The sequence below is a fragment of the Pseudomonas sp. SWRI99 genome (genome assembly GCF_014270125.1).
Lineage (GTDB): Bacteria > Pseudomonadota > Gammaproteobacteria > Pseudomonadales > Pseudomonadaceae > Aquipseudomonas > Aquipseudomonas hamedanensis.
In genome coordinates this window covers 46,639-58,935 of record NZ_JABWQR010000025.1, presented here as the reverse complement: position 1 = coordinate 58,935, position 12,297 = coordinate 46,639, and the positions used below count along the sequence as shown (strand labels likewise).

The window sequence follows — 12,297 nt, the reverse complement described above, 5'->3', positions numbered from 1 at the left end:
AAGTGTGTAGCGGAGTAGCGTGATGGCACGTTGCCGTAGAGAAACACCACGCATCACGGTGACGTAAACGTAACGGGAACAGTTTATTGAGCGGCTTGAGGGCCGCTTAATTGTTTCTGGATATTGGAAAGGCTGAAATCTTTAGTGAGTTTGAAGACCCCATCGCTGGCAAGCCAGCTCCCACAGTGTCCGGATGAACACAAATATTGTGAGCACCACAAAATCTGTGGGAGCTGGCTTGCCAGCGATGGCAGCGACTCGGCCTTCGATCAGACCGAGAACGTCTTGCCGGTATGGTTATTCAGCGAAATAACCTTGGTCTTGCCAATCCGGTGACGGTAGATCTCGCGCAGGTACTTGATCGACTTCTTCACGCAATCGCGCGACAAACGAATGTCGTTGATCGAGACAAACTTGTCTTTGTCGTTGATCAGCTCGCGGTATTTCTTCTCGTACATCGGTTTGATCGCGTACCAGTTGGTGTCGAGGATCTTCGCCGGGTTTTCGAATTCGTTGAGCAATTCGTCGATGCGGTCTTCGTCAAAATCTTCTTGAACGATGAAGTCGAGAATCGAGTTGTCCAGTGTCTCGTCGAAGCGGTACGGATTCTTCGCGAAGCAGCGCTTGATGAACGCCACGATCAGGGTCAGGAAGTCGTCCGACAGGCACGGGCTCTTGGCGATCAGGGTGGTCAGCGACAGGTTGGCCGAAGCGCCGATCACCAGCGCGTAACGCTTGAGCGTGGTGTTGGGGAACAGGCTGTTGAGGTGGGTTTTCAACCGGTTCAGGTCCATGTACGACAACTTGTAGTCTTTCGGCAGTGAGACGATCGAGACCACCGACGAGCAGTTCTTGAAGAAGTGCAGGTCGTGCAGCGCGGCGGCGTCGTAGCCGGAATTCTTGTATTGCTCCAGCGAGGCGCGATAACGCTTGGATTCGATCGGCAACAAACTGATGCCTTCGATGGCCTGGGTGACTTTGTTGAAGTGCGGCAAGTCGATCGAGCGGAAGAACAGGTCATCGATGTTCAGACGCTGTGGCTCTTTATCGAAGACCTTGAACTTGTCGCTGCTCGGCGGCGGCGTTTCCGGCACCACCGATTCGGCGTAGGCAATCGCCACCGGGCCGGCCAGGCTCATGAACAAATCGTTGGCATCCAGGCGAATGGTCTCGCCGATGTCGATGCCTGCGCGGCGGAAGTAGTTCTGGTCGTAGTCGGTGGTAACCGCCTGCGCCGTGAGAATGTTGAAGATCTGCTGCGAGATGTACTGGTTGGCGTGCTTCTCCATCGCATTGACATCAATGTTCTGGATGTTGCCGTCATCGCTTTCTTCGGCGTAACGCATGATGTCGTTGGAGATCAGCATCATCGCGTTCCACGGGCGGATACGGCCCATGACGCTGGCTTCGCTGCTGTCTTCGTTGGCGAAGTTGTAGGAGAAGTCCCATTCCTCCGAAAGGTATTTGCACAGCAAACGCCCGGCGTTGATGTGCAGCGCCTCGGACATTTCGCTGCGGTGGTCAGAAATGTTCGGCAGCACGCAGATGCCGCTGGTGAAGATCGGTTCGAACACAAACGAATGGCCGCTCTTGCCGTCGTGTTCATCCATCGGCTTGGTGTCGAACGTCTTGTTCATGTACGAGTGCTGCTGGGCCAGGCCGAACTCGGAGGCCATGCCCGAACCGGTACCGCCGCCGGCACTGAAAATCGAAAAGTACAGGCGTGACTGGTTGGCTTTGATGCCGCAGCTGTCGATCAGGTACGAGTGGATCATTTTCCAGTCGGGGCTGGAGAAACGCTGGGTGTCCTTATTAAGGATGATCTTCGCCAGGTACTGGCCGAGGATCGGCGCGTTACCGGCGCCACCCGCGTGGACTTCGGACAAGTCCATGATTTTCATTTTGCTGTAGTCGCGCAGGAAGCCGCTTTTCTCGCCCTTGCGCGAAAAACGGATGCGTCCGGCGATGTCCTTGTCGAGGTCGCCGAGCATCACCAGCGGTTCGACCAGAAACACCGGTTTGGTCGATTTGCTGGTGCCGATGCGCAGGTTGTTCTTGATCCACTGCGCCGGGCTGTAGCCCTTGTCGGCCAGACGCCGATCCGCCGGGCGGTCTTCGTTGTTGAATTCGTTGAGGTAGAACTTGCGCGCGTTGTACACCAGCTCCGCAACATCCAGGGCGATGTTGGAGCCGCAGCGACCGAGGCCGATCAGGCACACCGACGGAAATTCCTGATCGTTGTGCTGCTCGTTGTCGCCTTCCTGGTGAGGTGGGCGCGGGAACACCGAATCGCGCAGGCCGTCGAGGTTGTCGAGGATGCGGTCGGTGTTGGTTTCAGTGAAATACAGGTATTGCTGGGTCGACAGCGGGCGCGAGGGAACCGATGGCCTGGACGGTGAAGCGCTGTTGGCGGCAGGGTTCAGCGTCAGATCGGATACCGCCGTGGCGGGCTTGTTGTTAGAAGTCATTGCGCCATGCACCTGGACTGGGTTGGTTCGCCGACCAGTGCCGGTGAACCTCACGGAATAGGATCTCGCGTCTTTTGCGCGAATTAGGCCCGAGCGCCAGGGTGTTGGCCTGGGGTGATCGCTGGGCGGAATCCTTTCCTGATCGTTGATGAATCGGCCATTATTCGGCGATCTTTAATGGAAAAGAGGCAAAATGATGTCAACGCTATCTTCGTTGGGATTTGCCGGAATCGGCCTGATGGGCTTGCCCATGTGCCGACGGTTGTTGGCCGCGGGTTACCCGCTGACCGTGTGGAATCGCAACCCGGACAAATGCGCGCCACTGGTTGAAGCTGGCGCCCGTCAAGTCGCGAGTCCCGCTGAACTGTGCGAGCACGCCGATATTGTCATGCTGTGTCTGGCCGATACCGCAGTGGTCCGTGAGGTGGTGTTTGGCGCTGGCGGTGTCGCTGAAGGGGCGAGAAAAGCTCAGTTACTGGTGGATTTTTCCAGCCTCGAACCGACCGCGACCCGGGAAATGGCCGCCGAGCTGGCCGAAAAAACCGGCATGCACTGGCTCGATTCGCCGGTGTCCGGCGGCGTGGTCGGTGCCGAAACCGGCAGCCTGGCGATCATGGTCGGCGGTGCGGCGGAGCATCTTGAACGGGTGCGCCCGGTGTTGCTCACTCTCGGTCAGCGCGTCACGCACATGGGCGGCATTGGTGCCGGCCAGGTGACCAAGGCCTGCAACCAGATGATCGTCGCCTGCAATGCGCTGGTGATTGCCGAAGTGGTGGCGCTGGCTGAACAGGCAGGCGTCGATGCGCGCCTGATCGCCGAGGCGCTGGCCGGTGGCTTTGCTGATTCGAAACCGTTGCAAATCCTCGCCCCGCAAATGGCCGAGAGCCGTTTTGAGCCGATCAAGTGGCACGTGCGCACACTGCTCAAGGATCTCGACACGGCGGTGAAATTCTCTCGCGAGCAAGGCTCGGCCACACCGATCAGCGGATTGGCCGCACAACTGATGCGCCTGCATGGGGCGCAGGGTTTTTTGGCGAAGGATCCAGCGACATTGGTGCGAATGTACCGTGCGCCAGACTCAACGGATTGACCGCGTGTGAAGGCTTGCGCTGATTGATTTCTTCCAGCACCGGGCGCAATTCATCCAGCGGCACCGGGCGGCTGAGCAGGTAGCCCTGAATGAAATCGCAACCCGAGCGCTCGAGGAATTCGTATTGCTCCAGGCTTTCCACGCCTTCGGTGACCACCTGCAAATGCAGGGTGTGAGCCATGACGATGATTGCCTGAACGATTTCCATGTCGGCGGTGGCGGTGGGAATGTCGAGGATGAAAGAGCGGTCAATCTTCAGCGTATTGAGCGGCAGGCGTTTAAGGTAGGCCAGCGACGAGTAACCGGTGCCGAAGTCATCAATCGACAGCGACACGCCGAGGGCGCGGATCTGGCGCAACAGCACCAGGGTGTTGGCGATATTGCCCATCAGGGCGTTCTCGGTGACTTCCAGTTCCAGCCGCTCCGGCGCGACGCCGGCAGTGCGCAACGCGCTTTCGATTTCGTCGGCCAGTTCCTCGCGGGCCAGGTTCAACGGTGAGCAGTTCCAGGCGATTTTCAGGTCTTCGCAGCCATGGCGCGACAGCTCGCCCAGATCCTTGCAGGCCCGGCGCAGCACCCAGTTGTCCAGTTCGGCGATCAGGCCGTTGTTTTCGGCAATGCCGATAAAACGGTCCGGGGTCAGCAAGCCGTGGGTCGGATGTTGCCAGCGGATCAAGGCTTCGAGCTTGGTGACGCGGCCGGTTTTCAGCTCAAAGATCGGCTGGTAATACAGCATCAGCGCGTGATCTTCACGCAAGGCGTTACGCAATTCCTCTTCCAGTTGCAGCTCGAAGCTGGCGCGAGTCTTGAGGCTGGGACTGAAAAAGTGCAAACCGTTGCGCCCGGCGCCCTTGGATTGGTAGAGCGCGAGGTCGGCATGCTTGAGCAACTCTTCGCAAGTACTGCCATCGTGCGGAAACAGGCTGATGCCGATGCTGGTGGTCATTACCATCCGGCGCCCGGCCAGTTCAACGGGCTCTTTCATCTTGAGCATGATGCGCTGGGCCATGTTGCGCGCTTCTTCGCGGTCACGCAGGCTGATGAGGATGCAGAACTCGTCACCGCCGAACCGCGCGACCACGTCTTCCTGGCTGCGCACCGAGCTTTTGATGTGACTGGCGATGACTTTGAGCAGCGCATCACCGGCATCGTGGCCGAGGCTGTCGTTGATGCGCTTGAAGTGGTCGATGTCGAGAAACATCACCGCCAGCATGCCGCCTTCGCTGGCTTTCTGGCTGAGCTTCTCGGCGAAGAGCTGATTGAAGCCACGGCGATTGATCAGGTTGGTCAGCGCGTCGTAGTTGGCTACTTGCTGCAACGACATGCGCGCCTGATCGAGCTGGCTGAGCAGGGCGTTGACCCGGCGCAGGTCGTGTTCCTTGTTCTGCAGTTTCTTGTCGGCCATGGCGGCGCTGATGGCGCTGCCCAGAATCAGCAAGATGATCAACGCGACCGTCAGGCCCAGTTGCAGATGGCTGGTTTCCACGGCCATCGTCGGTGCGGCGCCGTCGGGCAGCACCAGTTGCAAGGCGGCCATGCCGGTGAAGTGCATGCTGATAATGCCGGCGCCGAGCATCAGCGCGGCGACGTATTTGAGCACCTGATGCGCCACGCCGCTGCCTTCACGCAGGTAGCCGGCCACCCACAACGCCGCAAAACTGGCGCCGACGGCGATCACGATCGACAGTCCGAACAGACTCGGTTGGTAATACGCCGTGGCGCTCGATTGCATGGCGGCCATGCCGACGTAATGCATGCTGGCGATCCCCAGGCCGATGACCACGGCAGTCCTCAGGCAACGCGCCAGACTCGGCTGCGCCACGCTCAGGGTGTGCATGGCCAGCGCCGAGGCGAGCAGGGCGATCAGCAGGGAAAACAGGGTGGTCGGCAGGTGGTAGTGGATCTCGATGGGGGCCTGAAATGCCAGCATGCCAATGAAATGCATGGCCCAGATCCCGCCGGCCAGGCAGGCGCCGCCGATCCAGCGCCAGACGCGTCGCGCGCCCGGGTTTTCGGCATGGCCGACCCGCTCGGCCATGTCCAGCGTGGCAAAACTGGCCGCGCACGCGACCAGATACGCCACCAGCACCAGCACGGGATCGTGGGTGCAGTTGAGTATGACCTGTCCGCTCTCCGGCAGCTCGGTAACAAACTGCAAACCAAGCCACTCCATAGCGTGCCCCGTCTCGGATTCATCGGGCCGGTGCGTTCGTCAACGCCGGCGAATGCCTGGAGTATAGAGGCCGTTTCTGGGGTGCAAGGCGTAGTGGCACATTGGCGCGAATGATTTTGACATTAGCCTCATAGCGATTGGCGCTAAGGGTCAGGCAATGCGTTCCAGAGGCAGGTCATTCCAGTGCGGCGGCAAGGGTGGCAGGCCGTGGGCGGCGCGGGCTTTATCGCAGTCGCTGTTGTGTTCGCCGTTTTCCCATGAGGCCTCGAACTCGCGGCAGGGGCTGGAGCGCTGTTCATAGATCGTGCATTGCACGGCGCTGCCGACCTCGCCCGCCAGCGATATGCAGCGCGTCGGCTTGCGGTCAGTGCCGATCATCGCTACCCGGCTCGGCGTGACTTGGGTCACCAGTTCATCGGGAACCGTACCGCCTGAGGATGAACACTCACCCCAGAAAAAAGACACGCGAAAATGGGAACAGCAGGCACCGCAATTCAGACACGGACTGGCTTCGGACATGGGCGGGGGTATCAAAGGGATTGATCGGAAGATCCGGACGGATCCGGCGGCCATTCTAGGCTTTGCCATGGCCTTGGGAAGGGGGGCGCGAAACTTTTTTTTTGTGCCAGGGTTTTGCCGCAAAGTCCCCGGTTTTCGGGGGATTGCAGACTTATCAAGGGCTTACGTTTCGTTACAGTGCGATGGGCCGATATCAGGCTGACGAATGATGACAGACAGCCCTCGCGCGGCTGACTAGATTGCAGGTTCCGGGCTCGGATGCGTTGGCAGTGAAGCCCCATAACAAGAAAGAGACGGACCCATGCAGAACTCGACCCAAGCGGCGAATGCCTGGCGCATTCTGTTCCTGCTGTTCCTCGCCAACCTGTTCAATTTCTTCGACCGCACGATCCCTGCGATCATCATCGAACCGATCCGCATGGAATGGCACCTCAGCGACTTTCAGCTCGGTATCATCGGTACCGCGTTCACCGTCGTTTACGCCATCGCCGGCCTGCCGCTGGGGCGCATGGCCGACACCGGTTCGCGCAGCAAGCTGATGGGTTGGGGCCTGGCGACTTGGAGCGCGCTGACCGCCGTCAACGGTCTGGTCGGCAGTTTCTGGAGTTTTTTGATCGTGCGCATGGGCATCGGCATTGGCGAGGCCAGTTATGCGCCGGCGGCCAACTCACTGATCGGCGACTTGTTTCCAGCGCACCGTCGGGCGCGGGCCATGGGCATTTTCATGCTTGGCCTGCCGCTGGGGCTGCTGCTGGCGTTCTTCACCATCGGTGCGATGGTCAAGGCGTTCGACAGCTGGCGGGCGCCGTTTTTCATTGCTGCGGTGCCGGGGCTGGTCCTCGCCGTTTTCATGTTTTTCATCAAAGAGCCAAAGCGCGGCGCGGCGGAAGCCGTGCAGGTCTCGCAAGAGAAGGTCGACAGGCCGATTCGCCGGGTACTCGCCGTGCCGACTTTTCTGTGGCTGGTGATGGCCGGGCTGTGTTTCAACTTCGCCACCTACGCCTGCAACTCGTTTCTGGTGCCGATGCTGCAACGTTACTTCCTGATGCCTTTGCAGGACGCGGCCGTGGCGACCGGGGTTATCGTTGGCGTGACCGGGCTGGTTGGTCTGACCCTCGGCGGCTGGATCGCCGACAAGATTCACCAGCGTTTCGCCAGTGGCCGGCTGTTGTTTGCCGCGTTCAGCCTGATTATCTCGACGCTGTGCACGGCGTGGGCGTTGCATGCCGGGCGCATTGAGATCGGCGTGTTCGTCGCAGTGTTCAGCGTTGGCTGGCTGTTCGCGTACAACTTCTACACCTGCGTGTACACGGCGATCCAGGACGTGGTCGAACCGCGTTTGCGTGCCACGGCGATGGCGTTGTTCTTCGCCGGGCTGTATCTGCTCGGCGGTGGTCTGGGGCCGGTGGTGGTCGGTGGGCTGTCGGATCACTTCGCCCACACGGCGATGTTGTCGGCGGGGGCTGAGCAGATGACCGAGGCGTTCAAGGCTGTCGGGCTGCATGACGCGATGTACCTGATTCCGGTGGCGCTGTTTTTGACCATGGTCTTTCTGTTTCTGGCCTCGCGGTGTTTTGTTCGCGATGCGCAGCGGATGAGGGATGGGTTGGTGGCGGTGGTTGAGCCAGAGGTTTCGGCGGCGACTGCTTAACGGCTATCGCGAGCAGGCTCACTCCTACAGGGGGAATGCTTTCCAACTGTAGGAGTGAGCCTGCTCGCGATAGGGTTATCAGCATCAGCTGATAAATAACTGACTTACAAAAAGGCCCGCATCGCTGCGGGCCTCCTTGTTTTTCAACGGTGGGGCGGGGCGATCAACCCGCCACCAGCACCCGAATCGCTTCCAGGCGCAAAGCCGCTTTATCCAGCATCGCCAGACCCTGTTCACGCTGTGTACGCAGCGCTTCCAGTTCGCTGTCACGTACGCTCGGGTTGACCGCTTGCAACGCGGTCAGGCGCGCCAGTTCTTCGTCGGTGTCGGCGGCCAGGCGACGACGCGCTTCGGCCACGCGCTCGGCGTGACGCGGGGCGATCTTGTCTTCACCGGCGTTGATCCGTGGCGTCAGCTGATCGCGCTGGGCCTGGATGAACTTGTTGGCGCTGGCACGCGGCACGCTTTCAAGTTGATCGTTCAGGGTTTCAAACGACACCCGTGGCGACAGGTCATTGCCATTGGCATCGAGCAGGCAGCGCAGCGCCGCCGGTGGCAAGTAGCGGCCCAGTTGCAGCGAACGCGGCGCGACCACTTCACTGACGTAAAGCAGTTCCAGCAACACGGTGCCCGGTTTCAGCGCCTTGTTCTTGATCAGCGCGACGGCGGTGTTGCCCATCGAGCCGGACAGCACCAGGTCCATGCCGCCCTGCACCATCGGGTGTTCCCAGGTGATGAACTGCATGTCTTCGCGCGACAGCGCCTGGTTACGGTCGTAGGTGATGGTCACGCCTTCGTCGTCGCCCAGCGGGAAACTGGCGTCGAGCATCTTCTCGCTCGGCTTGAGGATCAGGGCGTTTTCAGAATGGTCTTCGCTGTCGATGCCAAACGCATCGAACAGGGTTTCCATATAGATCGGCAGGGCGAACTGGTCGTCCTGCTCGAGGATCGCCTCGACCAGCGCTTCACCTTCGCCAGCGCCGCCGGAGTTTAGTTCCAGCAAACGGTCGCGACCGGTGTGCAGCTCGGCTTCCAGGCGTTCACGCTCGGCGCGCGCTTCGTCGATCAGCGCTTGCCACTCGCCGTCGTCGGCTTCTTCGAGCAGCGGCAGCAGGCGCGGGCCGAACTGATGCTGCAAGGCGTTGCCGGTCGGGCAGGTGTTGAGGAACGCATTCAGCGCTTCGTGATACCACTGGAACAGGCGCGCTTGCGGGCTGGTTTCCAGGTACGGCACGTGCAGCTCGATGATGTGCTTCTGGCCAATCCGGTCGAGGCGACCAATGCGCTGCTCGAGCAGGTCCGGGTGCGATGGCAGATCGAACAGCACCAGGTGGTGAGCGAACTGGAAGTTGCGGCCTTCGCTGCCGATTTCCGAGCAGATCAGCACCTGCGCGCCAAACTCTTCGTCGGCGAAGTAGGCGGCGGCGCGGTCACGCTCGAGGATGTTCATGCCTTCGTGGAACACCGTGGCCGGGATGCCGGAACGCACGCGCAGGGCGTCTTCCAGGTCCATCGCGGTTTCGGCATGGGCGCAGATCACCAGCACTTTGGTGCGCTTGAGCATTTTCAACTGATCGATCAGCCACTCGACACGCGGGTCGAATTTCCACCAGCGCTCTTCTTCGCTGGCGTCCGGCTGGGCCTGGAAGCTGACTTCCGGGTACAGCTCGGCGTGTTCGCCCAGCGGCAGTTCGAGGTATTCGGCCGGGCACGGCAGCGGATACGGGTGCAGCTTGCGCTCCGGGAAACCCTGCACGGCGGCGCGGGTGTTGCGGAACAGCACGCGGCCGGTGCCGTGGCGGTCGAGCAGTTCACGCACCAGGCGCGCGCTGGCTTGCGTGTCGCCATCGTTGACGGCGGTCAGCAGGGCTTCGCCTTCGTTGCCGAGGAAACCGTGAATGGTCTTGTGCGCTTCGGCCGAGAGACGGCCCTTGTCGAGCAGCTCCTGAACGGCCTCGGCCACCGGGCGATAGTTGTCGCTCTCGGCGCGGAAGGCGGCCAGGTCATGGAAACGGTTCGGGTCAAGCAGGCGCAGACGGGCGAAGTGGCTGTCCTGACCCAGTTGCTCCGGGGTGGCGGTGAGCAGCAGCACGCCCGGGATCACTTCAGCCAGTTGTTCGACCAGCGAATATTCCGCGCTGGCTTTCTCTTCGTGCCAGACCAGGTGATGCGCTTCGTCGACCACCAGCAGATCCCAGCCGGCGGCGAACAGCGCGTCCTGGGCCTTCTCATCGTCGACCAGCCATTCCAGCGCGACCAGCGCCAGTTGCGTGTCTTCGAACGGGTTGGTGGCATCGCTTTCGATGAAGCGTTCTTCGTCGAACAGCGCGACTTGCAGATTGAAGCGGCGGCGCATTTCCACCAGCCACTGGTGCTGGAGGTTTTCCGGCACCAGGATCAGCACGCGGTTGGCGCGGCCCGAAAGCAGTTGGCGATGGATCACCAGACCGGCTTCGATGGTTTTCCCCAAGCCTACTTCGTCCGCCAGCAGTACCCGCGGCGCAATGCGGTCGGCGACTTCGCGGGCAATGTGCAACTGGTGCGCGATCGGTTGCGCACGCACGCCGCCCAGGCCCCACAGCGAGGACTGCAACTGGCGGCTGGTGTGTTCAAGGGTGTTGTAGCGCAGGGAAAACCACGGCAGTGGGTCGATCTGTCCGGCGAACAGACGGTCGCTGGCCAGACGGAACTGAATGAAGTTCGACAGCTGGGTTTCCGGCAGGGTAACGGCTTCGTTCTGGGCGTTGAGGCCGTGATAAACCATCAGTCCGTCGACGTCGTCGACTTGCTGCACGGTCATCTTCCAGCCTTCGAAATGAGTAATGCTGTCGCCGGGCGAGAACCGCACGCGGGTCAGGGGCGCATTCCGTAGCGCGTACTGGCGGGTTTCGCCAGTGGCCGGGTAAAGCACGGTCAACAAGCGGCCGTCCTGTGCCAGAACGGTGCCTAAACCAAGCTCTGCTTCGCTGTCACTGATCCAGCGTTGCCCCGGTTGATACTGCTGCGCCATGCTGCCTGACTCCCACCTTGAAAAAGCGGGCTATCTTAACGGAATGCGGGCTTCAGGGCCAAAGGAATAGGAGCAGCGGCAAGCTTTTAGCTTCGAGCTGCAAGCTGAAACCGAGGCGTCATGTGTCGCTTTTTTAAAGCGGCAGGGCACCAGTCAGTGTCAACCGGGTCACAAGTTTGCGACAGGCGGCTCAAGGCGCCTGCACCCCAGCCGATAGCCTGCACACAGGAGACCCTTTATATGTTGCCACCGATGCTGCCCTTGAGCGCTGTGCCGATCACCTCCCAGCAGGATCCGATCCGCCAGCGGCCGGACATCCCGCCAGTGGTGCCGGTGCAGGAGAGCTCCAATGAAAGCACGATCGATCTGCAAAAGCGCGATCCCGAAGAGGATGGACTGTTGCTGCGCGAGGAACAGCGCCGCCAGCAGGAGCGTGATCGCCGTCGTCGTGAGGCGGATGAAGACCCCGAAGAACACCTGGCCGTGCCCGGCACCGAGTTGAACGCTGACAACACCGTGCCGGTGGTGCCGCTGATGGAAGATCAGCCACGTCAGGGGTTGTGGGTCGATATCGAGATTTGACGGCCTGCCACGGGTGGCTGGTCAGCGCGGGCGTCAGGCGGCATGATTGGCGCAGTGCTGCCGGGTGATCGGCAGTTGTGATCTCTTTTGCGATGTGCCGGATGCCATGAGCCAAGACGACAAACTGATTGATCTGAGCACCGAACGCGCCAAGCGGGTGCACGACCTCAACGAGAAGCGGCTGAACGAAGTGCGCAAGGCCTTCGAGCAGGCGATGCCGTTGGGAAAAGCCAGGAAAAAGTCGAAGAACAAGCCGAAAAAGCGCTGATCTGCCCCTGCATCCATTGATGCAGGTCAGTTGTTTCCCCTCCTTTGTTTCCCTTCGTTGCGGATATTGATCCCGGTCAATGTGTGCGCCTGTGTGTTTGCTAACTTGGCCCCATCGCAGCAAAGCAGGGGCTAGGAGGCCAGTCATGTTTTTCGATAACGTGGTGTTTGCCGGGGTGTTGACTGTAGGCCTCATGGTTCTGTTTTTTGCAGGGTTTGGATTTTTTATCTGGAAGGATGCGCATAAGCGGCGCAAGTGATTGCTTCTGGATTGATGAGCACGCAAGGCATTTTGGGGCGACTTCGGTTGCCCCTTTTTTTTGGGGCCGTGGCGGCCTTTGGGCCGACCATGCTCTTGGGGTTTGGGGTGAATATCCGTTTTTTGCGGTGCTGCGGCTGGCGGTTTCGCCCTTACGGCGAGTCACCTTTTTCAAACGCCAAAAAGGTAACCGAAAAGGCTTTGCTCCTGCGTTCGGCCCTCGCAGGCTCGGGTTCCTTCGCTGCGGGATCGATCCGGGCGCAGCGTCTCCGGTTTGC

At 60.5% G+C, this 12,297-nt stretch carries 9 protein-coding genes; 5 read left to right on the top strand and 4 right to left on the bottom strand.

Going from position 1 to position 12,297, the window contains the following annotated elements; all coding sequences use genetic code 11:
• Positions 1-269: 269 nt before the first annotated feature.
• The gene (locus HU743_RS19950; protein ID WP_186650754.1) at positions 270-2,468 is read right to left on the bottom strand and encodes a hypothetical protein; all 2,199 of its coding nucleotides are present in this window, start codon (positions 2,466-2,468) and stop codon (positions 270-272) included.
• A 193-nt stretch (positions 2,469-2,661) separates the two neighbouring features.
• Here HU743_RS19950 and HU743_RS19945 point away from each other — a divergent pair, with 193 nt between their 5' ends.
• Positions 2,662-3,558 carry an NAD(P)-dependent oxidoreductase gene (locus HU743_RS19945; protein WP_186650752.1) on the top strand — a complete coding sequence of 299 codons (897 nt, stop codon included), beginning with the start codon at positions 2,662-2,664 and terminating at the stop codon, positions 3,556-3,558.
• Here the strand turns inward: HU743_RS19945 and HU743_RS19940 are convergent.
• On the bottom strand, positions 3,449-5,731 hold the full coding sequence (locus tag HU743_RS19940) for a bifunctional diguanylate cyclase/phosphodiesterase (RefSeq protein ID WP_186650750.1): 2,283 nt from the start codon (positions 5,729-5,731) through the stop codon (positions 3,449-3,451). The genes HU743_RS19945 and HU743_RS19940 overlap by 110 nt on opposite strands.
• A gap of 150 nt (positions 5,732-5,881) precedes the next feature.
• Positions 5,882-6,250, bottom strand: coding sequence for a YkgJ family cysteine cluster protein (locus HU743_RS19935; protein ID WP_186551998.1), 369 nt, complete (start codon positions 6,248-6,250; stop codon positions 5,882-5,884).
• A 301-nt stretch (positions 6,251-6,551) separates the two neighbouring features.
• Between HU743_RS19935 and HU743_RS19930 the strand changes: the two genes are divergently transcribed.
• Positions 6,552-7,901, top strand: coding sequence for an MFS transporter (locus tag HU743_RS19930; RefSeq protein WP_186650748.1), 1,350 nt, complete (start codon positions 6,552-6,554; stop codon positions 7,899-7,901).
• A 163-nt stretch (positions 7,902-8,064) separates the two neighbouring features.
• On the opposite strand, the gene rapA is transcribed toward HU743_RS19930, so the two are convergent.
• The gene (rapA, locus tag HU743_RS19925; RefSeq protein ID WP_186636760.1) at positions 8,065-10,911 is read right to left on the bottom strand and encodes an RNA polymerase-associated protein RapA; all 2,847 of its coding nucleotides are present in this window, start codon (positions 10,909-10,911) and stop codon (positions 8,065-8,067) included.
• 240 nt (positions 10,912-11,151) lie between these two features.
• Here rapA and HU743_RS19920 point away from each other — a divergent pair, with 240 nt between their 5' ends.
• From HU743_RS19920 to ccoM, 3 genes are all read left to right on the top strand, one after another.
• Positions 11,152-11,493 (top strand): aspartate-semialdehyde dehydrogenase, encoded by a 342-nt coding sequence (locus tag HU743_RS19920; protein ID WP_085581675.1) that lies wholly within the window; start codon positions 11,152-11,154, stop codon positions 11,491-11,493.
• Between the two features lie 106 nt (positions 11,494-11,599).
• Positions 11,600-11,761 carry a hypothetical protein gene (locus tag HU743_RS19915; protein WP_185022068.1) on the top strand — a complete coding sequence of 54 codons (162 nt, stop codon included), beginning with the start codon at positions 11,600-11,602 and terminating at the stop codon, positions 11,759-11,761.
• 145 nt (positions 11,762-11,906) lie between these two features.
• Positions 11,907-12,020 (top strand): cytochrome c oxidase subunit CcoM, encoded by a 114-nt coding sequence (gene ccoM / locus HU743_RS27415; protein ID WP_016771346.1) that lies wholly within the window; start codon positions 11,907-11,909, stop codon positions 12,018-12,020.
• The last annotated feature ends 277 nt before the right edge of the window (positions 12,021-12,297 follow it).